The organism is Bradyrhizobium sp. BWC-3-1 (assembly GCF_032917965.1).
Classification (GTDB): domain Bacteria; phylum Pseudomonadota; class Alphaproteobacteria; order Rhizobiales; family Xanthobacteraceae; genus Bradyrhizobium; species Bradyrhizobium canariense_D.
Window position 1 is genome coordinate 430,948 of sequence record NZ_CP136625.1, and the last position, 22,597, is coordinate 453,544.

The window sequence follows — 22,597 nt, forward strand, 5'->3', positions numbered from 1 at the left end:
CTAAGTGAAAAGTGAGCACGCAAACGAAAGGGGAGGCCGGTTTCCCGCCTCCCCTGGAGCCTTCGATCTCTTTTGATCTCAAGGACTCCGCCGGTTCGGTCTGGGACCCGGCGGACTCCAAATTTGATCCACCGTCTATTCAGCCGCCTCTGCGAGCGGGAGCACCGAGATGAAGGTGCGGCCGTTGGCTTTGGCCTGGAACGTTACGCGGCCCTCGATCTTGGCGAACAAGGTGTGGTCCGTGCCCATGCCGACATTAAGGCCGGGATGCCAGGTGGTGCCGCGCTGACGCGCAATGATGTTGCCGGGAATCACAACTTCCCCGCCGAACGCCTTGATTCCGAGGCGCTTGCCCTTGGAATCGCGACCGTTGCGCGATGAACCGCCTGCTTTTTTGTGAGCCATGGCTCGTCTCCGAAATCCTGAGTATTTCTAGATCAATTCCTTGACGGAATCATTTCACAATTTCTCACGCATCAATTCGTGATGGCGCGTGATCAAATTATGCGGCGGCCTCTTCGGTCGTGGTCTCTGGCTTGGCGACCTTCTCCCGCTTCGGACGCGGCCCCTTGGTGGGCTTGGCGCCGTCCGTCAGGATCTCCGAGATGCGCAGCACGGTGATCTCGTCGCGATAGCCGCGCTTGCGGCGCGAATTCTTGCGGCGGCGCTTCTTGAAAGCGATGACCTTGGGACCGCGCTTGTGGTCGAGCACCTCGACCGCGACGGAGGCGCCGGCGACCGTGGGCAGACCCAGGATCGGCGTGTCGCCGCCGACCAGGAGAACTTCATTGAGCTGCACGATCGAGCCGACTTCGCCTTCGATCTTGCCTACTTCCAGGACATCATCCGGAACGACGCGGTACTGCCGGCCGCCGGTTTTGATGACTGCGAACATCGTTGTTTTCCTTCGTGTTCATTCCCGGCCTCGCGACATAGTGTCGGGGCCGGCTTTTTGTCAGTCGTTATGGGTTTATGCGAGTTTTGTGCGGGCGGGAGCTATCCCCTTGAAAACCCACGCAAAAACAAGCGGCGCGAGAAACGCCCCGCGCCGGTTGCGGGATTTATAGCCGCTGACAGCACGGAGTCAAGGAAAAGCCGGCGAAAACGGCCCGATTTGAAGCATTTGGGCGCGATCCGGCCCCGCAGGCGAATTTCGGACCGCGCCGCAACCAACAGGTTCCCCCGCCGTTGTCCCGGCGAATTCAGTCACACGGGCAAGGGGCTTACCATGGCAACAGACGAGCTGGTCAAGACGACGACGGGCATCGCCCATCACGGCGCGGAGCGGCTGCCGTCGGTGGATATCGACAGCTTCAACATCGAGATGAAGGACGAGGATGGCTTCATCGGCGACCGCGCCAGCAAGGGCGCGTTCCGCGAGATCCTCGAGCGCTGGCGCAAGCCGCTGCGCAAGTCCGGCGAGGACCCGTTCGGCAAGGAGCCGTCGGACGAGATCAGCAAGAAGACGCTGGACGCCATCCTGGTCGGCGACGACACCGAGGCCTGGGCGGTGGTGCATAGTGCCATCGAGGACTTCGCCCAGGAGCTCGCTTACGTTACCCGCCGCTTCCTCAAGTCCAAGGCCTGGGCCAAGACCGAGCGCATCGTGGTCGGCGGCGGTTTTCGCGATTCCCGGCTCGGCGAGCTCGCGATCGCGCGCACCGAGATCATCCTCATCGCCGAGGGTTTCAAGATCGACATGCTGCCGATCCGTCATCATCCCGACGAGGCCGGCCTGATCGGCGCGCTACATCTGGCGCCGTCGTGGATCTTCGAAGCCCATGACAGCATCCTCGCCGTCGATATCGGCGGCACCAATATCCGCTGCGGCCTGGTGGAGACCAGCTGGAAAAAGGCAAAAGACCTGTCGAAAGCCAAGGTCGTGAAGTCCGAGCTGTGGCGTCATGCCGACGACGAGCCGACGCGCGAAGGCGCGGTGAAGCGGCTGACGAAGATGCTGAAGGGGCTGATCACCGAGGCCGAGAAGGAAGGCTACAAGCTGGCGCCGTTCATCGGCATCGCCTGTCCCGGCGTGATCAACGCGGACGGCTCCATCGAGAAAGGCGCACAGAACCTGCCGGGCAATTGGGAGAGCAGCAAGTTCAACCTGCCGGCGAGCCTGCTCGAGGGCATTCCGCAGATCGGCGAGCACGACACCGCGATCCTGATGCACAATGACGGCGTGGTTCAGGGCCTCTCCGAGGTGCCGTTCATGCAGGACGTCGATCGCTGGGGTGTGCTCACCATCGGCACCGGGCTAGGCAATGCCCGCTTCACCAACCGCCGCAAGGACAACGGCAACGGAAAAGACAAAGACAAAGACCGCGATTCTACGGAGAACGGGAAGAAAAAGAGCAAGTCCGACAAGGAGTAACCTTGACTGGTTAGGTTAAGGACCGGATTGCGTTGCGGTGCACGGGCCGCACGCTACGGTCGGAACCGTCGCCTCACCTGGCCGGCGAAGCCGCCCTTCCCAGCCAGTATTTCAATGAGCGGCACGGGACCGCCAGTGTTTACCGCGTCTGGCGGTCCCACCCCGCCTTTTGCGGGTACCAGTGATTCGGGCACCGACGTGCCGCATCGGACTCGCGCCGGGTCAGTGGCGAACGGCTCAGGCCCATTCCCGCGCAAACCGCCGCCGAAATCCGTGATCGCCCCCGATCATCACCGTGACATCGTGGGTCCAGCCGGAAAACCGGCCGGATTTTCGCCCTCGCAAGCCTTGTCTGGCCCGCCATCCTCGCCTATTAACGCCCGAACCACAGGGGCCATGCTCCTTACTTGGCGCCTTCAGGAGAGGTGGCAGAGTGGTCGAATGCACCGCACTCGAAATGCGGCATAGGTGCAAGCCTATCGGGGGTTCGAATCCCTCCCTCTCCGCCAACATCATCCGCCACAATAAAACGGCTTTCCAGAAAGCTCGGCAGATCAGTCTGATCTTGCCGGCTCTCGCTCCGCCAGCACCGTCCGCGCCGTCGCCACGAACGCCTGCGCGGCCGGCGACAGCGTCCGACCCTGGCGCTGCAGCAGCGACACCGGGCGGGTGATGGCAGGGCGTATCAGCGGCTTTGCGATCAGAGTTGGAAATTGATCGGCCGGCAGCATCGTCGCAGGAAGGATAGCAAGGCCGAGGCCCTGCGCCGTCATGGCGAGCGCGGTGTTGATCAGCGCACTTCATAGGTCGGGTTGAGGTGCTTGCCCTGGCTCCCCAGCGCCTGATCGATCTGCATGCGTATCCGCGTCTCGCGCCGCATCGCGATCGTCGGCATCTGATCCAATTCGTCCCATGTCAGTGAGCGCCGTGCCGCGAAGTCGGGGGTGCGCCGGCCGATGGCGCTCAGGCGGCCGCGGGTCAGCGTCTCGATCGTCAGCTCCGCGAATTCTCCCTCGACGCTGCCGATCGCGAACTCCGCATCCGTCGCGATCAGACGTGGAACGAGATCGTCGGCGGCGACGTCGCGCATGTCGATTTCGATGTCGGGATAGCCTGCCCGGAATTTTGCCAGCACCGAGGGCAGCAGTGCCGATGCGGTACCGGCTGAGGCGAGAAACGCGACTCGGCCGGCGCGCGCCTGCGCGAGGTCACGCATGCGCCGCGACAGGCCCAGCGCATCGCCCAGCATCCGTTCGGCGGCATGAACTGCCTCGTCAGCGGCCCGCGTCGGCTGCACCGAACGAGTGGAGCGATCGAACAGTTTGACGCCGAGCTGCGCTTCGAGCTGTTGGATCAACAGGCTCGCCGCCGATTGCGTGATCCCCAGCTCGCGCGCAGCCCGCGTGATGCTGCGCGTACGGTACACGCCGGTGAAGGCCTGCAATTGCCGTAAGGTGACGTTCATAGGCAAAGCTCATGAATTGATGAGTTCTTTCCGGCTTATCACATAAGCGAGCATGCAATAAAATGCATGCCGTGGTCGGTGAAGCGGCGATCGCCAAGGGATTGGAAACGAACATGAGGACACAGGTGCTGGTGGTGGGCGCCGGGCCCGTCGGATTGACCGCGGCGATGGATCTGGCTTCCCGTGGGATCGACGTCGTGGTCGCGGAGATCCGCCATGCCGGCGATCCGCCCAGCGTCAAATGCAATCACGTCTCGGCGCGTTCGATGGAGATCTTCCGCCGGCTCGGCGTCGCCGCAAAGCTGCGCGACGCAGGCCTGCCCGCAGATTTCCCGAACGACTGCTCCTACCGGACCACGGCGACCGGCATCGAGCTGTGCCGCATCGACATTCCCTCGCGCGCACGCCGCCACAGCGCCACCGGCGGCCCCGACACCTGGTGGCCGACGCCGGAGCCGCCGCACCGGATCAACCAAGTCTATCTCGAGCCGATCCTGTTCAGCCATGCCGCCGCTCAGTCGCGCATCACCATTCTGGCGCGCACGGAAATCACGGACATCGAGCAGAATGACGACCATGTGGTCGCATTGGCGCGCGACCTCGACAGCGGAAGCTCGCTCCGCATCGAGGCTTCCTTTGTGATCGGTTGCGATGGCAGCCGTTCCCTGGTTCGCAGATCGATCGGCGCCAACCTGTCCGGCACGCCGGTGATCCAGCGCGTGCAATCGACCTTCATCGAAGCGCCGCAGCTCAAGGAGCTGATGGGCGCGCACAAGCCGGCCTGGATGGTGCTCTCGCTCAACCCGCGACGCTCAGGCACGACGGTGGCAATCGACGGTCAGGACCGCTGGCTGATCCATAATCACCTGAAGCCAGACGAGCCCGAATTTGATTCGGTCGATCGGGACTGGGCGATCCGCGCCATTCTCGGCGTCGACGAGCGCTTCGAATACCGCGTCCTCAGCAAGGAGGACTGGGTCGGCCGCCGGCTTGTCGCCGATCGCTTCCGCGACCGCAGAGTCTTCATCTGCGGCGACGCCGCGCATCTGTGGATGCCGTATGCGGGCTACGGCATGAATGCGGGGATTGCGGACGCCGTCGACCTGTGCTGGCAGGTGGCGGCGCATCTGAACGGGTGGGCGCCGGCTTCGATCCTGGATGCCTACGAGGCGGAGCGTCAGCCCATCACCGAACAGGTGTCGCGCTTTGCCATGGACCATGCGATGAAGATGATGGCGCAGCGTGGTGGAGTCTCCGCGGAGATCGAGGACGACACGCCGCGCGGCCACGCCGCGCGCGCAGCGCTGGCCAGGGCGGCCTACGATCTCAACGTGCAGCAATATTGCTGTGCCGGATTGAACTTCGGCTACTATTACGATGCCTCGCCGATCATCGCCTATGACGGCGAGACGCCGCCCGCTTACGCGATGGGCAGCTTCACCCCCTCCACCGTGCCGGGCGCTCGCGCGCCGCACCTGTTTCTGCGGGACGGGCGATCGCTCTACGATGCCTTCGGCGTCGGCTACACTTTGCTGCGGTTCGATCCGGCGATCGATGTAGCGCCATTGAAGTCTGCCGCAGAGCAGCGCGGCATTCCGCTCGCGCTGCTCGACATTGCGCCGGACGAAGCGAACGGCGCGTATGCCGAGAAGCTGGTGCTGGCGCGGCCCGATCAGCACATCGCCTGGCGCGGGCAGGCCGCGCCAGCGGACCCACAAGGCTTGCTGACGCGCATCACCGGCGCTTCGGCGTAAGGCGGTTTGAAGCGGACGGTCTCGCGGCGAAGTCCGCCGGCAGGTTATTTACAAAGTCGTGGTTCACAAAACAAAAAAAGACTCGCACCAGGAGGGAAACGTGTTTCACGTTGCAAGCCGCCGCATTTTGGCCGTGCTGACGGCCGCGAGTTTCGCCGTGCTGCCGCTGGAGGCGGTCCGAGCGGTCTATCCCGAGCAATTGATCAAGATCATCGTGACCTTTCCGCCCGGCGGCAGCGCCGATACCGTCATCCGCGCGCTCGAACCGCTGGTCACTGCCGAGCTCAAACAGGGTCTCGTGATCGAGAACCGCGCGGGTGCTGGAGGCAACATCGGCATGGCCGCGGTCGCGCAGGCCAAGCCTGACGGCTATACGCTCGGCATTGCGCCGGCAGGCAGCCTGACGGTCAATCCGCATCTCAATTCGTCGATGCCGTTCGATCCGAAGGATCTTGCGCCGATCACCCTGCTCGCGAAAATTCCCTTCGTGCTGGTTGCGTCAGCGAACGTGTCGGCGCATACGGTCGCGGAATCGATCGCGCTCGCCAAGGCCAAGCCGGGCGCGTTGTCGGTCGGGCATGGCGGCAATTCGACCGCCATGCACTTGACCGCGGCACTGTTCACGCAGAAGACCGGGATCGCCATGGAGCTGGTCCCCTATCGCGGGACCGCGCCGGCGACGGTCGATGTTCTCGCAGGCCACGTCCCCTTCGCGGTACTGGATATCCCCGCATCGAGGCAACTGATCCTCGAAGGTAAGCTCAACGCCATCGGTGTGTCGTCTGCGCAGCGTCTGTCGTCCTTGCCTGATGTGCCGACACTCGCCGAGAGCGGTATTGCGGGTTTCGAATCCGTTGGCTGGTTCGGGCTGGTTGCTCCGGCCGGCACGCCAGCCGATATCGTCGGCCGGTTGAACGAAGCCTTCGGAAAGGCCCTGAAGGATCCATCGGTGGTCGAGAAGATCCGGACGCTTGGCGCAGAGCCTGCACCGACCTCGCCGGAGGAGTTCAGCCGCTTCATCCAAAGCGAAAGCTCGAAATGGGGCAAGCTGATCAGTGAAGCGGGCATCAAGGCGAATTAAGTGTCCCACGCAGCCCTGCTGCTCGTCGGCAATCATCCCCGGCTCGCCTTCAGCGCCCGCCGCATCACGATCGCGGTCTAGAAACACGATTCCGCCCCGGCGTAAGTCATTGATCTTGCAGCTTCCGGCTACTGTGCATGGGGTTGTTTTCGCGCTTTTTGTTGTTGGGCCCCGGAAGGCTTACAGGTAATCGTCGCGACACCGGCTGGCCTCGCCAGTTCGGATCACCACCGACAAGGCGAGATGGGCATGCACTCTTCCGGCAGCGGCTTGGGCAACGGGCTTCTTGGCGTCATCATCTTCAGCGCATCGCTGCCGGCGACCCGCGTGGCGGTCGGCGGGTTTTCCGCGCTGTTCCTGACCTCGGCGCGCGCGGTCATCGCGGCGCTGATCGGTGTGGCCGTGCTCGGCCTGCTCCGTCAGGCGCGGCCGCAGCGCAAGGATCTCGTCTCGCTCGCGATCGTCGCCATCGGCGTCGTGGTCGGCTTTCCCTTGCTGACGGCGCTTGCGCTGCAGCACATCACCTCGGCGCATTCGATCGTCTTCATTGGCCTCTTGCCGCTGTCGACCGCGATCTTCGGCGTGCTGCGCGGCGGCGAGCGGCCGCAGCCGATGTTCTGGCTCTTTGCAATTCTGGGCAGCGCCACTGTCGCCGGCTTTGCGCTCTCCAACGACGGCACCGCATCGCTGACCGGCGATCTGCTGATGGTCGCGGCGATCGTGCTGTGCGGGCTCGGCTATGCCGAAGGCGCCGCGCTGTCGCGCCGGCTCGGCGGCTGGCAGGTGATCTCCTGGGCGCTGCTGCTGTCGCTGCCGCTGATGGTGCCGGTCGCGATTCTAACCTGGCCCTCGACATGGAGCGGCGTCGGTGTGCCCGCCTGGATCGGGCTCGCCTACGTCTCGGTCTTCAGCATGTTCGTCGGTTTCATCTTCTGGTACCGCGGGCTTGCGATCGGCGGCATCGCCCGCGTCGGCCAGTTGCAGCAGCTCCAGCCGTTCTTCGGCCTTGCGCTTGCAGGCCTGCTTCTGCACGAACCGGTTGCCTGGAGCATGATCGTGGCGACCGCGCTGGTGGTCGCATGTGTCTTCTTCGCGCGGCGGTTTGCCTGAGGCCGAATTGATCTGGCCTTACCTCTTGCCCGGTTGCGGCTTTTCAATGCCCGGCAGCCGCGCGATCCCCTCGGCGAGAAAATCGACCAGCAGCCGGACCCGCGCGATGCCGGACCGCTCCGGCACGATCAGCATGTTGAGCGGAACGGACGGCGGCGCGTAGTCTTCAAGCACGCGCTCAAGTTGGCCGGAGGCAAGCAGGTCGTCGACGAGCCAAAGATGCGCCGGCGCAATGCCTCGCCCGGCCACGAGCGCCTCGCGTGCGGCAAGCCCGTGATCCACCCGCAGCCGCCCTGCGAACGGGACCACATGGCGGCCGCCGCGGCGCCCGTGCAGCACGAGCACGTCGCTGCCGGCGATGTTCGACATCCTGACACCCTCGTGGCCGGCGAGATCTTGCGGGCGCGTGGGCCTGCCGCGCGAAGCCAGATAGTCCGGTGCGGCCACAAGCACCCGCCGCGATTGACCCAGCAGCCTGAGCTTCATCGAGCTGTCGGGGAGTGGCCCCAGGCGCAGGGCGATATCGACACCTTCCCGCACAAGGTCGATCCGCTCGTCGGTCAGGCTGAGATCCACCGCCACGTCCGGATAGCGGTCCTGGAACGCGAACACCAGACGACTGACGTGGAGCACGCCGAAAGCCGCGGTGCAGGAGACGCGTACCGTTCCGGCAGGCGCGCCGCGTGTGCTGCGCGCCTCGTCGCCGGCGAGTTCGACCAGGCGCAGGATCTGCACGCAGTCGGCGTAATAGCGGCGCCCCTCTTCCGTCATCGTCACGCTGCGCGTGGTCCGCGTGAGCAGCGGCACGCCGACGGCCTGCTCCAGTTCCCGAAGGTGCCGCGTCACTGTCGACTGGCCGAGACCAAGCTCGCGCGCGACCGCGGACAGGCTTCCGCGCTCGGCCACGCGCACGAAGCTGCGCATGCGTTCGAGCGTCACGTCCGATCTATCCATATTTCGGCATGATCCTATCCATCGGCGACAACTACCGGATTGCAGTCGGAGGCGCTACCTGCTGCTCGCAATCATCAACCGAGGTGCTGATCATGAAAGTGTTGATCGTCTTCGCTCATCCCGAGCCGCGCTCCCTCAATGGCTCGCTCCGCGACGTTGCCGTCAGAGAACTCGAGGCTGAGGGACACGAGGTGCGGGTGTCAGACCTTTACGCCCAGGGATGGACATCCGAGGTCGGCCGCGCCGACTTTCCACTGCTGCCGCCGGACGCGCGGCTGGCGCCGGCCGCCGCCTCCAAGCAGGCGTTCGAGTCGGGCACGCTCACGGCGGACGTCAAGGCCGAGATCGAGAAGCTGCTGTGGGCGGACGTCCTGATCCTGCAATTCCCGCTGTGGTGGTTCAGCATGCCGGCCATCCTCAAGGGCTGGGTCGACCGCGTGTTCGCCTACGGTTTCGCCTATGGCGTCGGCGAGCACAGCGACAAGCGGTGGGGCGACCGTTACGGCGAAGGCAGGCTGGCGGGCAAACGCGCGATGCTGATCGTGACGGCCGGCGGCTGGCAGGAGCATTATTCGGCGCGCGGGATCAACGGGCCGATCGACGACCTGCTGTTCCCGATCAATCACGGCATCCTCTATTATCCCGGCTATGACGTGCTTCCGCCGTTCGTCGTCTACAAGGCCGACAAACTGGACGAAGCGGGTTTCCAGGCGACTGCCGAACGTTTGCGCGAGAGGATGCGAACGCTTGCGACGACATCCCCGATTCCCTACCGGCGCCAGAATGGCGGCGATTACCTGATTCCGAGCATGCGGCTCCGCGCAGGACTCGAGCATTCCGGCGCGACCAGCTTCGCGCTTCACGTCGAACAGGTCGAGGCACGCAGCCCAATGGGTGAAACGAGCTCCGTGCACTCGACGGCTGAGGGGTGCGCGGCAACAGCGTAATCCGCCGCTCGCGCACGGAATCACCCCATCACCGTCCGCGTCAGCGTGCTCCGCGCAAACTTCTTCAGCGGCATCGGCTTGCCGAACAGAAAACCCTGCACGAGGTCGAAGCCGAGCTCGTTGGCGGCGACGAGGTCGGCGCGGCTCTCGACGCCCTCGGCGATGGCGCGCACGCCATAGCCATGCGAAAGCTCGACGATGTGGCGGCACACCGTGCGCTTGAGGCGATCAGTGCCGCTGCCGGTGACGAAGTGCCGGTCGGCCTTCAGCTTGATGAATGGAATTTTTCCAAGGTCCATCAGCGACGGCCAGTTGGCGCCGAGATTGTCGACCGACAGGCCGATATTGTGCAGACGCAGTTCGCGGGCGACCTCGGCCAGGAGATCGAGATCGCGGATCGCTTCCTCGCTGTCGATCTCGATCGTCAGCCCGCCGAACGCCGGATGCGTCGGCATGCGCCGGCAGAGATCGCGCACGGCTTGCGGCTCCTTCAGATAGGACGCCGGCAAATTGATCGCGAGATCGACCGGGCTCTGCTGCTCCAGCAGATAGTGCCAGTCCTGCATGGCGCGCTCGATCACGAATTCGGAGAGGTCGCGCAGATTAGGGTCGTTCTCTTCGGGGATGAAATAGGCCGGAGGCACCACGCCCCAGGTCGGATGCCGCATCCGCACCAGCGCCTCGGCGCTATTGCGGATCAGCGTGCGCGCGTCGATCTTGGGTTGGTACCAGAGCTCGAGCCAGCCGGCGTGCAGGGCCTCGCCGACATGCACGGCGGGGCTCGGCGCCGGCTCCTCGGGCAACAGCATCGCGACACGGTCGCGCAGCGTCTCCGCGGCAAACGGCGTTGTCAGCGGCGGCAGCATCTTGAGGCCGTATTCCTCGCCGACCTGCTGCACGGCCCTGACGATGATCGACTCGCGGGCGCCCACAGTCAGAACCCTGCCGTCGAAGGCCTCGCGCACCAGCGTCTCCAGAAATGTGCCGGGCTCGATGCCGTCGGCGGCGATGCCGAGCAGGATCAGGTCGGGCAATTCGCTCGTCAGCACGCTCTGCAGCTCCTCGGCACTGGCGCACTCGGTGGTGACGAAGCCGAGATCCTCGAGCACTTCTGCGAGAAACGCCCGCAAATGGCGCTTGCCGTCGGCGACGCATGCGCGCGGCTTCACCTTTCGCCGTCCGAAGGTCTTCGGCCTTCGGACGGCGAGTTCTACAATTTCGTCGTTCATCGCAAGCACTCCCGTTCCGTGGCGGTGTGTTAGCGACGTGAGCAGTTTCAAATATGGAAGGCTTCAGTCGATTGTCGAATTATCTGGGTAACGTTAAAGCGCCCATCACGTCTAAAATTGTCTGGATCTCGGTCGGGAAGTTTTTACGTCTACCCGCGCTTCGGGCGCAGGGTTGCGACAATCACTGGAGATCTCGCGACGTGCAGTGCGGCTGCATGTACGCGCACTGTCCTGCAATTGGACCAAGCCGCGCGCGCCTCGCCCAATTGAATAATGGAGCGCCTCAATTGCGCGCGACGCGCGCATTTTTTCCGGTTCGCTCGTGACGGTTCTGCGACAATGCGTCGGTGCGCGCTGGCGCCAATGTGAAGCACATCACAAACGGATTGCAGCACGTGCGCTATTGCTCTGGGCAGCCGGTGGTGGGCTGTCGAGGATCGCAGCAATGACGTCGCGGCGAATAATGTATTGGTGGTTCAGGTTCGTGCTGTCAGGGCGATTTCTCGATCGTTTCCTGTGCCTGCCGCGCGCGCATTAGCGCGGGATCAGGTTTGGCCGATCAGCTTGCGCAACGCGGCCGCGCCGTCCTCGATCGCATCGCGTCCCTTCCAGGCCAGATAGGACAGCTTGCCACCGAACGTGTCGTGGCTGCGCAGCCGGCGCGAACCGAGAATGTGGCCGACATTGGAGGGGAAGCGGCTCACCTCGGCGGACACCAGCGCCGCGATCGCGTCCATCAATTGCTGGAGCCGAATGCCCCATTCGCAATGCTCGATGCCGTCGATCCGCACCTTGAGCGCATATTCGGTCTCGTAGATCTCGGCGAGCAGGTCGCGCGCAATCAGCACCCGGTTGTGCCGGAGCGCGATGCGCAAGGCGAGGCGCCTGTCGTCGAGCTGGTCGAGCACCATGTGAACGACGCAGGCATAGGGCGCGGCGGCGACATCGGCGGCGCTCTTGCTCGCGGCGGCCTTGGTGGCAAGGCGCACCAATTGCCAGAACGTCTTCAGCCGCCTCGCCACCAGCGTCAGCGCGAACGGCAGCGCCTCGGGATGGGCCTTCTTGAAGGCGTCCAATCGGGCGGTGATCTGATCAACCGTGCCGTCGTCGAACTTCGCGATCTTCTCGGGCAGCCTGTCGTTGAACTTCGGCAGCGCGGCGCCGGCGCGCAGCACATGTTGGATCTTCTTCACGTCCTCGAAGGCGGTGCGCGATGCCGTGTATTGCGCGAGCTTGCCGCGCGCGAACTCGGTGCTCTCCGCTGATGCGAGGGTGCTTTCGAGAACCTTGACGACCTTGGTCTGGAAGGTCGATGCGATCTTCAGCACTTCCTTCTGGTTGTTGGCGGCGACCTGGTCGTTGATCGCCTTGATGTAGTCGCGTGCCATGGTCGGCAGCAGGTCGCGGCAGATCCACTCCCAGATCGGGGTGAGGGTGTTGCGCGAGATCCGCCCCATGTTGGCATGCTCGGGCGCGCCGTCGATCAGAAGCAGCTCGAGCGGCGCAAAGAAATGGCGCGAGGGACTGGTGGCGCGCGCCTGGTTCGATCCGTCCTTGCGAAATTCGGCGCGCAACCGGGACTGCAGGTCGGACGAGCCCGGCATGTCGATGCCGCACAGCTCAAGCCGTTCGAGCTCGCTGAGCAGGCAGCTGCGCGACAGCGGCGTCAGCTTCTGCAGGAAGTTCGATAGCTGGTCGATCTCGTTCATGGCACGCAATCTTCCGCAACGTTTCCAGCAGGCCTACCGACCCCATGCATGGAGGCATTTGCGCGCTCTCAATTGCGACATAGAGAAGCAAGCTGCCGTTAATATATCCGTAAAATCCAAGGCCGCAGGTAATCGGCGCGGATCTGATCGTTAAGAAGGCGTCGAGTGACCCGCCTATCATGTGGGCAGGTTCAGCAACCTAAGAATGTTGAGGGACGTTGCCACTCAAGCATAAAGTGTGCCTCTGCCGGGGTTTCAGCACAAAACTGCCAAATTCACCGTAGTCTTACGGAGCAAAAAGTTAACTACAGACCGCGTTGGGTTCCGCTAAACGAGTGACATGGGGTCACAGAATGATACGGCCACTGATTCGCGGCCATCGGAATGGTACGAAGGCAACGCCGCTCCAACTGAAGAGCTCGATGCCGTCCGTCTGAACGCCGCCCGTGCCAAGGCGGCCGACGAAATGGCAGCCGCCATCGCCCGCGAGCTCAACGGTCCCCTCACGGCGCTCCTGCTCTACATGGGCGAGATCAAGCATCACAGCGATCAGCTCGCGCCGGTGACGGGCGGCCGTGCCTATTTGCAGCGGGTCGTGGAGAATGCGCTGGTGCAGACCGAGCGGGTTTGTGGCCTCGTCAAACAGCTTGCCGGTTCTCACACGGGTGGCCTGCCGATCGCGTCCAGGGCCGAGGGCGCCGAATCGAAGTTCGCGCGCGCGCCACAGCTGCAGCGCGTGCCGAGCGCCGAAATCCTCGGCCTGTCAGGCCAGAAGCGGCTGACCAAGCGCGAGCGCGAGGTGCTGAGGCTGATCAGCGAGGGTTATTCGAACAAGCAGGGTGCGCTTCGGATGCAGATCAGCCCGCGCACCTTCGAGAGCCATCGCGCCGAGGCGATGCGGAAGCTCGGTGCGCGCAACACGGCGGACCTCGTCCGTGCGGCGCTGCTGCATTCGATCGACTGAAGGGCCTTGCGTCGGGCCGCCCGGCAGCGGGCGAGGGCCAAGCGTGAGGCATTTCTCGAAAAAGACCCGCGGCTCCGACCGTGCTCAGAAATAATCTTCGGCGAAGGGACGCGCGCGCGACGAGGGCCGCAGCGGCTTGAGCTCGTCCTTCGGCACGTTGGGAATGATCGTGATGGTCCAGCGGGGCGGCATGCTCGATTCCTGCTCCAGCACCGAACGTACGAAGCCGGTCACCGTCGCCTCGCCAGCGGCCACCGTCGCCATCCGGCCGTTGAACTGTGCGATGCGGAAGCGGCGAACTTCTTTCTGGTCCGCGGTCTCGTAGGTGAACATGGAAACCCTCCTGGTTTCCGGCGACTATCGCTGCCTATGATTAGCCATCTGTGAAAATCCCAAGCCGTAGAAGTACGGCGGGCATGCACGCGTGAGTGGTTGGAGCGTTTCGAGCGAGCGCGTCAGCCCTCCGGCTCCTGCGCGCGCGCGGCAGCGTAGGCGGCGTCCATCAGGTCCAGGAGGTCGCAAAATCCGGCGTCGCCGAGCCTCTCCGCGGTCTTCTCCAGCCGCAGCGCCAGCACCGCGAGCCTGACATAGCCGAACGTTCCGGCCGCGCCCTTCAGCGAATGCGCTTCGCGGGCGATCCTGCCGTGGTGCTGCGCGAGCGAGAGCGTGCGGAACGATTGCAGACGCGCGCAGGTTTCGCTCCAGAACACGTCGCGCACTTCGCAAGCACCATCCTCGCCGATCTCGCGCACCAGCGCCTGGTACGCGCCCGGCTCGCGCGCGGGTTCGGCATCAAGCACTGTTTGCGCAGGCGCGACGGTGACTTCGAACATGGTTTGGCCTGCCTTGATCACGGTTTGCCGCCGGCCCGTACAGGCGCGCGCGGCACATCCGTGTCTACGGCATCTGGATTTCAGTTCCGGTAGCAGGACATTCCGTGTTTGCGGGCCGGAATTAGCGGCCGGTTTACCACGCCGCAGCGCCAGTCAGCGCGGGCCGAGCAGCCGGTCATACTGCGCCTTCACGGTGGCGTAGCATTCGCACGCCGTCTGGCGCAGGCCGTCCAGGTTAAGGATCTGGATGTGTCCGCGGCTGTAGTTAATGAAATTCGCCTGCTGCAAGGTGTTGGCGACCAGCGACACGCTGTTGCGCCGAGCGCCGATCATCTGCGCCATCGCCTCCTGGGTCAGCAGCAGCCGGTAGTCGCCGGAGAGGTCATGGGTGTGGAGCAGGCAGCGCGACAGCCGCGACTCCACCGGATGAGCGGCGTTGCAGCTCGCGGTCTGCTGCACCTGCGCGTAGACCGCCAGTCCGTGACGCGTGAGCAGCGTCCGCAGGGTGCAGCTCTGGTCGGCCGCGACGCGCAGCCGGTCGAGGTCCATCATCGAGGCGGAGCCTGGAACCAGCACGATGGCCGTGTTCAGCGCGCAGGCATCGCCCATGATAGAGAGCGTTCCGAGCAGGCTGTCGCGGCCGATCATGGCGACTTGCACGTGCTCGCCCCTGGCGAGCTCCACCACCAGCGAGATGACGCCGCGATGGGGAAAGTAGGCGCGCTTGAGCGTTTCGCCGGTCGCGACCAGCACCGCGTCGTGCGGCAGATCGCCCGTCCGCAGGTGGGGGCGGATCAATTCATAATCGTCCGCCGACAGCGCGGACAGGAAACCGTTGGAGGAACGTACCATTGTTTCCAAAGTAGCCTCCCGTCTCCCGGACCAGCACGGGAAACTGCTTGTCGTTCGGCCACGTTCCATCATGTTCCCGTCGGGATATATTGGCAATTGGGACAAGACGTCCGATCGCAGTCAGTGCCGCTGCACGTCGGCCTCGCCAAGACAGATTCCCTGACCCAATTCCTACCGAGCTGGGAACCAGCAGATCCAGATGGTGCGGCTGGAGAATCGGTTTGGAGCTTGTTCGCGGTCATGGTTGATCCGGCGCGTTTCGAGGTCATCCGCGCCGCGTCGTCGTCATGGAGTTGCCTTGGCGCCGCGCGGCCGCAGATTCTGCGTCAATCGTCTTTCCGGCTCCGAAGGACGCTCTCAACAGTCCATTTCTCGAGCAAAGGAGCATGGCGTGCGCCACGGTTCAATTATTGAATCGCCAAATCGGGAAGCTCAAACGGGGACAGAAGATCTGCGCCATATTCTCGTCGTCGATGACGACCCGATGGTCTGCATGGCCATCGAGGTCTATCTCCAGCGCAACAATTTTCGGGTGACGATCGCCGAAGGAGGGGAAGCCGGACTTCGTGCGCTCGAACACGAACAGTTCGATCTGATGATCATCGATATCTTCATGCCGCACATGCGCGGGTTCGAATCGGTCAGAATCTTTCACGAGCGCGCGCCGGCCGTTCCGCTGATAGCGATGTCCGGCTACGCGTTCGCAATCTGAATTCGCCGGCCCCGGATTTCCTCCGGATGGCGCTGGAACTCGGTGCGGCGCGCTGTCTGCGCAAGCCGTTCACGCCGCACGCGCTGCTCGCCGCCATCAACGATTGCCTGGCGGAGCACCGTCCCCAGGGCGAGCTTGCCCCGGCCGCGCGCCTGGGTTAGCGCGGCACCGGCCGCAGCGGACGCGGGTAACGGTTCGTTTACCGCAAATGCGGGTCATGCATATCCCGGCAGAGCACCAGGCGACGTGGCGAGACCGCCCCGGATTGCAGGCGGCTCGATACAATTTGCGCGAAGACCGCGCATATCGTCCTTCACAAGCAGGGCTTTCCCGCGCGCCTGGTCCCGCCGTTATCGGCACGTTCACCTAACGCGTCTCGCCGCTGCGGCGTGGGGCCGGTTTTGCCGAAAAACGCTGTCCCATGCAGTCGAACGGCAAACTTGTCTTCAATATCCGTATTAGCACGGAGGATGAAATTAACGGGACCGTGAAAGGGGATGTCTAACGATCCAAGGTGGGGACTTCCGTTCATGCCAGCGCGGCTCGGGCGTCGAGGTCCAGATCCAGGTCTGTAAGGCGTAGCTCATGGATGATCTGTTGCGGGAGTTTTTGACGGAAACCAGCGAGAGCCTGGACACCGTGGACAATCAGCTGGTGAAGTTCGAGCAGGAGCCGAACAACGCCAAGATCCTGGATAACATTTTCCGGCTGGTCCACACCATCAAGGGCACGTGCGGCTTCCTCGGATTGCCGCGACTGGAAGCGCTGGCGCATGCCGGCGAGACGCTGATGGGCAAATTCCGTGACGGCATGCCGGTGACGGGGCAGGCGGTGACGGTGATCCTGTCCTCGATCGACCGCATCAAGGAAATTCTGGCCGGGCTGGAGGCGACCGAAGCCGAGCCCGAGGGCACCGACCGCGATCTCATCGACAAGCTGGAAGCGATGGTCGAGCAGGGCATGGCCGCCATGGCGGCCGGCGCTGCTGCTGCCGTTGCCGAAGCGCCGCCGCTGGTGCCGGACGCGCCTGTCGCCGTTGAAGCCGCGCCGACCTCCGGCGTGCTGGCCGACCAGAGCCTGGAGCGTCCGCTGCGTCCGGGCGAAGTCTCGCTCGACGAGCTCGAGCGTGCCTTCCGCGAGACCGCGATCGAAGTGCCGGTCCCGGTTGCCAAGGCCGAAGTCAAGGCGGAGCCTCCGCCGGCCGCTGAAGCCCCGGTGCCTGTTGCCAAGGAAGCAGCGAAGGAAGCCAAGGCGCCCAAGGACAAGGCCGTGCCGAAGAAGTCGATCGCCGACGAGGGCGCCGCCGAGGGAGCCAGCATCGCCAACCAGTCGATCCGCGTCAACGTGGATACGCTTGAGCATCTGATGACCATGGTCTCGGAGCTGGTGCTGACCCGCAACCAGCTGTTGGAGATCTCCCGCCGCAACGAGGACACCGAGTTCAAGGTGCCGTTGCAGCGGCTGTCCAACGTCACCGCCGAGCTGCAGGAAGGCGTCATGAAGACGCGCATGCAGCCGATCGGCAATGCCTGGCAGAAGCTGCCCCGCATCGTTCGCGACCTCTCGAGCGAACTCGGCAAGCAGATCGAGCTGGAGATGCACGGCGCCGACACCGAGCTCGACCGCCAGGTGCTCGACCTGATCAAGGACCCGCTCACCCACATGGTGCGCAACTCCGCCGACCATGGCCTGGAGACCCCGGCCGAGCGTCTCGCCCGCGGCAAGGGCGAGCAGGGCACCATTCGCCTGTCCGCCTATCACGAGGGCGGCCACATCATCATCTGCATCGCCGACAACGGCCGTGGCCTGAACACCGACAGGATCAAGGCCAAGGCGATCTCCTCAGGTCTGGTCACCGAGGCCGAGCTCGAGAAGATGAGCGAAGCCCAGATCCACAAGTTCATCTTCGCGCCGGGCTTCTCGACCGCGGCCGCCATCACCTCGGTGTCGGGACGCGGCGTCGGCATGGACGTGGTGCGCACCAATATCGACCAGATCGGCGGCACCATCGACATCAAGTCGGTCGCCGGTGAAGGCTCCTCCGTCACCATCAAGATCCCGCTGACGCTCGCCATCGTCTCCGCGCTGATCGTGGAAGCCGCCGGCGACCGCTTTGCGATCCCGCAGCTCTCCGTGGTCGAGCTGGTGCGGGCCCGCGCCAACTCGGAGCACCGCATCGAGCGCATCAAGGACACCGCGGTTCTCAGGTTGCGCAACAAGCTGCTGCCGCTGATCCATCTCAAGAAGCTGCTCAAGATCGACGACGGCGCCGTCTCCGATCCCGAGAACGGCTTCATCGTGGTGACGCAGGTCGGCAGCCAGACCTTCGGCATCGTCGTCGACGGCGTGTTCCACACCGAAGAAATCGTGGTCAAGCCGATGTCGACGAAGCTGCGCCACATCGACATGTTCTCGGGCAATACCATCCTGGGCGACGGCGCGGTCATCATGATCATCGACCCCAACGGCATTGCCAAGGCGCTCGGCGCCGCCGGCTCCTCGGCCCATGACATGAACAACGAGAACGGGACGCACAGCATCGGATCGGGCGAGCAGACCACCTCACTGCTGGTGTTCCGCGCCGGCTCGGCCCAGCCCAAGGCGGTCCCGCTCGGGCTCGTCACGCGCCTGGAAGAGCTCCCGGCCGACAAGATCGAGTTCTCGAACGGCCGCTACATGGTGCAGTACCGCGAGCAGCTGATGCCGCTCGTTGCCATGGAGAGCGTCACCATCGCGAGCCAGGGCGCCCAGCCGATCCTGGTGTTCTCCGACGACGGCCGCTCCATGGGCCTCGTCGTCGACGAGATCATCGACATCGTCGAGGAACGGCTCAACATCGAGGTCGGCGGATCCTCCTCCGGCATTCTCGGCTCGGCCGTGATCAAGGGCCAGGCCACCGAAGTGATCGACGTCGGCCACTTCCTGCCGATGGCGTTCTCCGACTGGTTCACCCGCAAGGAGATGAAGCCGTCGCTGCACTCGCAATCGGTGCTGCTGGTCGACGATTCGGCGTTCTTCCGCAACATGCTGGCCCCGGTGCTCAAGGCCGCCGGCTACCGCGTCCGCACCGCGCCGACCGCGCAGGAGGGCCTGGCGGCGCTGCGCGCGCAGAGCTTCGACGTGGTCCTGACCGACATCGAGATGCCCGACATGAACGGGTTCGAGTTTGCCGAGACCATTCGCTCCGACAGCAATCTGGGCGCGATGCCGATCATCGGGCTGTCCGCGCTGGTGTCGCCGGCGGCGATCGAGCGCGGCCGCCAGGCCGGCTTCCACGACTATGTCGCCAAGTTCGACCGTCCCGGTCTGATCGCGGCGCTGAAGGAACAGACCGCGGGCGCCGCCGGCGCCTCCGAGCTGAGCCGCGCAGCCGCCTAAACCCCAGCGGGATGGATCAGGAGATACGCACATGACCAAGAAGACCCAGTCCGGCGAAGGCGCCATGGTCGAATACGTCACCGCGATGATCGGCGGCCAGCTGTTCGGCCTGCCGATCTCCCGCGTCCAGGACGTGTTCATGCCCGAGCGCGTCACCCGCGTGCCGCTGTCCTCGCGCGAGATCGCGGGCGTGCTGAACCTGCGCGGCCGCATCGTCACCGTGGTCGACATGCGCGCCCGGCTCGGCCTGCCCAAGCCCGAGGACGGCAAGATCCCGATGGCGGTCGGCGTCGACCTGCGCGGTGAATCCTATGGTCTGCTGATCGACCAGATCGGCGAAGTGCTGCGGCTCGCCGAGGACGGCATGGAAGAAAACCCCGTCAACCTCGACCCCCGCATGGCCAAGCTCGCCGGAGGTGTCCACCGTCTCGACGGCCAGCTCATGGTCGTCCTCGACGTCGATCGCGTCCTCGAACTCAAAACCGAAGTGCAAATGGCTGCGTGAGCCCCAAAAACATCGAAGCCGGAGAACCCAAATGAAGACGTGCTTGGTGGTCGATGATTCCAGCGTCGTGCGCAAGATCGCACGCCGGATCCTGGAAGGCCTGCAATTCGAAGTCACGGAGGCCGAGGACGGCTCCAAGGCGCTCGAGGTCTGTCAGCGCAAGCTGCCCGACGCGGTGCTGCTGGACTGGAACATGCCGGTGATGGACGGCTTCGAGTTCATGGGCCACATGCGCCGCCTGCCGGGCGGCGACCAGCCCAAGGTTGTATTCTGCACCACCGAAAATAACGTGGCTCATATCGCTCAGGCGCTCAGCGGCGGCGCCAACGAGTACATCATGAAGCCCTTCGATAAAGACATCATCGCCGACAAATTCGCAGAAGTCGGCTTGATTCCGGTCGGACAAGCCATGGTCTGAGTGTCTGGCGGAGTGTTCCAGCCAGAGTGTTCCCAGTACAGCTTCCGAGAGGCCTATCCGTGACCCCGACCGAGTATGAGTATCTGCGTAAGTTCCTGAGGGATCATTCCGGGCTCGATCTGTCCGCAGACAAGCAATATCTGATTGAAAGCCGGCTGTTGCCGCTGGCGCGCAAGGCCGGGATCTCCGGCATCGGCGAGCTCGTGCAGAAGTTGCAAGGCGCTGGCTCGGGCGCGCTCGTCACCAGCGTGGTCGAGGCGATGACCACCAACGAGACCTTCTTCTTTCGCGACAAGGTCCCGTTCGATCATTTCCGCGACACCATCATGCCGGAGATCATCAAGGCCCGCGCCGGCCGCCGCAGCGTCCGCATCTGGTGCGCCGCCGGCTCCACGGGGCAGGAGCCCTATTCGCTCGCGATGAGCCTAAAGGAGATGGGTGCGGCCCTAACCGGCTGGCGCGTCGAGATCATCGCGACCGACCTGTCGCAGGAGGTGCTCGAGAAGGCCAAGGCCGGCATCTACAGCCAGTTCGAAGTGCAGCGCGGACTGCCGATCCAGATGCTGATGAAATATTTCAAGCAGATCGGCGAGACCTGGCAGATCAATCCCGAGCTGCGGGCGATGATCCAGCACCGGCAGCTCAATCTGCTGCACGATTTCGCTCAGCTCGGCACCTTCGACGTCATCTTCTGCCGCAACGTGCTGATCTATTTCGATCAGGACACCAAGATCAACATCTTCAACCGGCTGGCTCGCCAGATCGAGGGAGACGGCTTCCTGGTGCTGGGCGCGGCCGAAACGGTGGTCGGACTGACCGACACGTTCAGGCCGATTCCGGAGAAGCGCGGTCTCTACAAGCCGAACGACCCGCGCGCGGCGGCCGCCAAGCCGGTTCTTGCCGGCGCAGCGCCGCGCCTAGCGGTCATGGCGGGACGATAGGCATGGCCGAGGATGGCAAAGGCGCGGAACGCGTGACGTTCAGTCGCGGCTATGATGTCTGCATCATGGCCATCGACGGCACTTGGCGCCGCGACTGCAAGCTCAACGCGATCTCCGACACCGACGCCATCCTGACGGTGGAAGGCTCGATTCAGGGCCTGAACCTCAAAGAGTTCTTCCTGCTGCTGTCGTCCACCGGCCTTGCCTACCGCCGCTGTGAGCTGGTGCGCGTCAACGGCGTCGAAATGGACATTCAATTCCTGCGTGGCAAGAACCGGAAGAAGCGCGCCGTCGGTGGCCGTGACGAGGCGGCGTGATCTTCACGTGCGTCGCGTCGCCGTTTTCCGCGACGTTGGTTCGCATTTGCTGAAACATCCGACTGAATTTGCCGTCGCGGCTTTACGTCGCCTAAGCGCGAACGGTGTATCCATTGCCGGTCTCAATCTCAGGATACGGCAATGCCCAGAAGCTCTTTCTCCTCTCTCCCGTCAAACCTGCCCGACGGCGCCGAGCGGCGCGCGCTTCAGCTTCTGGTGGTCGATGATGACGGCACACAGCGCAGCCTGATCACGGTCGCGGCCAAGCAGGCCGGCCACGAGGTCACCGTGGCGCCGTCCGTGGCCGAAGCGATCGAGAAACTCCGCACCGCGCGCTTCGACTGCGTGACACTCGATCTCGTGCTCGAGGATGGCGACGGCATGGACGTGCTGGGCGAGATGGCCAAGGCGAAATTTGGCGGCGCCGTGATCGTCGTCAGCGGCATGGACGGCAAGCGCCGCAGCGCCGCCCGCAGCTTCGCCCGTTCCGTTGGGATCGAGCTCCAGAGCCTGCCCAAGCCGCTGGATCTGGCCGCGTTGCGCATCAGCCTCGCCAATCTCGGCAAGACCGCGATGGGCCTGCCGGCGATCCACACCTGGGGTGGTGTCGCCAGCGACGCGATCGTGGAGCGGCACCGCGCCTGAGCCGCGGCCGGCCATGCGATGAAAGAATGCGGTCGCCGCGTCGCAGCGATCGCGATCTACAGCGTACCGCTGGCCTCCGACAGGCATTCCAGGGCGTGGCCAAGGCCCGCCCGGCAGGCGTCGAGCGCGGCGATCGCCCTGGCATACCGGGGTGTGACATCGTCGAGCACGAAGACGTCGGCGGAACTTTCCGGATCACTCCTGTGTTCTTGATCCATGGCTGTGGCGGTCCGGCGCATGCTGCTCTCGATCTGCGAGATCAGCACGCGAAGGTCGGCCGCAATCAGCTCACGGCTCTCGACTTCGGGCATTGCCACGAGAGGCGGCGTAGCGGCCAAAATTAGCATGGATATTCTCCGTCCTCTGCAATTAGGCGCCTGGCCGCTACTTGTGCGTCAAGTCCATGTCC

21 protein-coding genes, 1 tRNA gene and 2 pseudogenes are annotated in these 22,597 nt (G+C 64.2%); 14 read left to right on the forward strand and 10 right to left on the reverse strand.

Annotated elements, in window-relative coordinates:
• Nucleotides 1–135: 135 nt before the first annotated feature.
• Nucleotides 136–405 carry a 50S ribosomal protein L27 gene (gene rpmA, locus RX329_RS02065; RefSeq protein WP_018459863.1) on the reverse strand — a complete coding sequence of 90 codons (270 nt, stop codon included), beginning with the start codon at nt 403–405 and terminating at the stop codon, nt 136–138.
• Nucleotides 406–502: 97 nt separating this feature from the next.
• Nucleotides 503–895, reverse strand: coding sequence for a 50S ribosomal protein L21 (gene rplU, locus RX329_RS02070; RefSeq protein WP_007604396.1), 393 nt, complete (start codon nt 893–895; stop codon nt 503–505).
• Between the two features lie 333 nt (nt 896–1,228).
• Between rplU and RX329_RS02075 the strand changes: the two genes are divergently transcribed.
• The gene (locus tag RX329_RS02075) at nt 1,229–2,374 is read left to right on the forward strand and encodes an ROK family protein (RefSeq protein ID WP_085348673.1); all 1,146 of its coding nucleotides are present in this window, start codon (nt 1,229–1,231) and stop codon (nt 2,372–2,374) included.
• 419 nt (nt 2,375–2,793) lie between these two features.
• A tRNA-Ser gene (locus tag RX329_RS02080) sits at nt 2,794–2,883 on the forward strand.
• A 45-nt stretch (nt 2,884–2,928) separates the two neighbouring features.
• Here RX329_RS02080 and RX329_RS02085 read toward each other — a convergent pair.
• Nucleotides 2,929–3,839, reverse strand: a pseudogene (locus RX329_RS02085) (LysR family transcriptional regulator).
• A gap of 113 nt (nt 3,840–3,952) precedes the next feature.
• Here RX329_RS02085 and RX329_RS02090 point away from each other — a divergent pair.
• The 3 genes from RX329_RS02090 to RX329_RS02100 all read left to right on the forward strand — a co-directional run bounded on the left by RX329_RS02090 (nt 3,953) and on the right by RX329_RS02100 (nt 7,784).
• Nucleotides 3,953–5,593, forward strand: a complete 1,641-nt coding sequence (locus RX329_RS02090; RefSeq protein WP_240543174.1) for an FAD-dependent oxidoreductase — start codon at nt 3,953–3,955, stop codon at nt 5,591–5,593.
• Between the two features lie 100 nt (nt 5,594–5,693).
• A complete protein-coding gene (locus RX329_RS02095) occupies nt 5,694–6,674 on the forward strand; it encodes a Bug family tripartite tricarboxylate transporter substrate binding protein (RefSeq protein ID WP_085383880.1) in 981 nt (326 codons plus the stop codon).
• Nucleotides 6,675–6,923: 249 nt separating this feature from the next.
• A complete protein-coding gene (locus RX329_RS02100; RefSeq protein ID WP_026233895.1) occupies nt 6,924–7,784 on the forward strand; it encodes a DMT family transporter in 861 nt (286 codons plus the stop codon).
• Nucleotides 7,785–7,802: 18 nt separating this feature from the next.
• Here the strand turns inward: RX329_RS02100 and RX329_RS02105 are convergent, their stop codons facing one another.
• Entirely contained in the window at nt 7,803–8,738 is a 936-nt protein-coding gene (locus RX329_RS02105) for a LysR family transcriptional regulator (protein WP_085358271.1), read from the reverse strand.
• 92 nt (nt 8,739–8,830) lie between these two features.
• On the opposite strand from RX329_RS02105, the gene RX329_RS02110 reads away from it, so the two are divergent.
• Nucleotides 8,831–9,685: an NAD(P)H-dependent oxidoreductase gene (locus RX329_RS02110; protein WP_085358297.1), complete on the forward strand. Its 855-nt coding sequence runs from the start codon at nt 8,831–8,833 to the stop codon at nt 9,683–9,685.
• Between the two features lie 20 nt (nt 9,686–9,705).
• On the opposite strand, the gene RX329_RS02115 is transcribed toward RX329_RS02110, so the two are convergent.
• Nucleotides 9,706–10,914 (reverse strand): EAL domain-containing response regulator, encoded by a 1,209-nt coding sequence (locus RX329_RS02115; RefSeq protein ID WP_085358269.1) that lies wholly within the window; start codon nt 10,912–10,914, stop codon nt 9,706–9,708.
• A 545-nt stretch (nt 10,915–11,459) separates the two neighbouring features.
• A complete protein-coding gene (locus RX329_RS02120) occupies nt 11,460–12,623 on the reverse strand; it encodes a hypothetical protein (RefSeq protein ID WP_085358267.1) in 1,164 nt (387 codons plus the stop codon).
• Between the two features lie 340 nt (nt 12,624–12,963).
• Here RX329_RS02120 and RX329_RS02125 point away from each other — a divergent pair, with 340 nt between their 5' ends.
• Nucleotides 12,964–13,587 (forward strand): helix-turn-helix domain-containing protein, encoded by a 624-nt coding sequence (locus RX329_RS02125; protein ID WP_085358265.1) that lies wholly within the window; start codon nt 12,964–12,966, stop codon nt 13,585–13,587.
• A gap of 84 nt (nt 13,588–13,671) precedes the next feature.
• Here RX329_RS02125 and RX329_RS02130 read toward each other — a convergent pair whose 3' ends face one another.
• From RX329_RS02130 to RX329_RS02140, 3 genes are all read right to left on the reverse strand, one after another.
• Nucleotides 13,672–13,920, reverse strand: a complete 249-nt coding sequence (locus tag RX329_RS02130; protein ID WP_018459875.1) for a hypothetical protein — start codon at nt 13,918–13,920, stop codon at nt 13,672–13,674.
• Between the two features lie 122 nt (nt 13,921–14,042).
• Nucleotides 14,043–14,420, reverse strand: coding sequence for an Hpt domain-containing protein (locus tag RX329_RS02135; RefSeq protein WP_018459876.1), 378 nt, complete (start codon nt 14,418–14,420; stop codon nt 14,043–14,045).
• 153 nt (nt 14,421–14,573) lie between these two features.
• Nucleotides 14,574–15,272 carry a Crp/Fnr family transcriptional regulator gene (locus tag RX329_RS02140; protein WP_198957604.1) on the reverse strand — a complete coding sequence of 233 codons (699 nt, stop codon included), beginning with the start codon at nt 15,270–15,272 and terminating at the stop codon, nt 14,574–14,576.
• 451 nt (nt 15,273–15,723) lie between these two features.
• Here RX329_RS02140 and RX329_RS02145 point away from each other — a divergent pair.
• The 7 genes and pseudogenes from RX329_RS02145 (at nt 15,724) to RX329_RS02175 (ending at nt 22,188) form a co-directional block, all read left to right on the forward strand.
• Nucleotides 15,724–16,145, forward strand: a pseudogene (locus RX329_RS02145) (response regulator).
• Between the two features lie 424 nt (nt 16,146–16,569).
• Nucleotides 16,570–19,362, forward strand: a complete 2,793-nt coding sequence (locus tag RX329_RS02150; protein WP_317245497.1) for a hybrid sensor histidine kinase/response regulator — start codon at nt 16,570–16,572, stop codon at nt 19,360–19,362.
• Nucleotides 19,363–19,393: 31 nt separating this feature from the next.
• Nucleotides 19,394–19,867: a chemotaxis protein CheW gene (locus RX329_RS02155; RefSeq protein ID WP_007598954.1), complete on the forward strand. Its 474-nt coding sequence runs from the start codon at nt 19,394–19,396 to the stop codon at nt 19,865–19,867.
• 31 nt (nt 19,868–19,898) lie between these two features.
• Entirely contained in the window at nt 19,899–20,285 is a 387-nt protein-coding gene (locus tag RX329_RS02160; RefSeq protein ID WP_018456638.1) for a PleD family two-component system response regulator, read from the forward strand.
• Nucleotides 20,286–20,344: 59 nt separating this feature from the next.
• Nucleotides 20,345–21,226, forward strand: coding sequence for a CheR family methyltransferase (locus RX329_RS02165; protein WP_085358468.1), 882 nt, complete (start codon nt 20,345–20,347; stop codon nt 21,224–21,226).
• A gap of 2 nt (nt 21,227–21,228) precedes the next feature.
• The gene (locus RX329_RS02170) at nt 21,229–21,543 is read left to right on the forward strand and encodes a hypothetical protein (protein ID WP_018456636.1); all 315 of its coding nucleotides are present in this window, start codon (nt 21,229–21,231) and stop codon (nt 21,541–21,543) included.
• Between the two features lie 141 nt (nt 21,544–21,684).
• Nucleotides 21,685–22,188 carry a response regulator gene (locus RX329_RS02175; RefSeq protein ID WP_085358470.1) on the forward strand — a complete coding sequence of 168 codons (504 nt, stop codon included), beginning with the start codon at nt 21,685–21,687 and terminating at the stop codon, nt 22,186–22,188.
• A gap of 56 nt (nt 22,189–22,244) precedes the next feature.
• Here the strand turns inward: RX329_RS02175 and RX329_RS02180 are convergent, their stop codons facing one another.
• Nucleotides 22,245–22,535: a hypothetical protein gene (locus RX329_RS02180; protein ID WP_085358471.1), complete on the reverse strand. Its 291-nt coding sequence runs from the start codon at nt 22,533–22,535 to the stop codon at nt 22,245–22,247.
• Between the last annotated feature and the right edge of the window lie 62 nt (nt 22,536–22,597).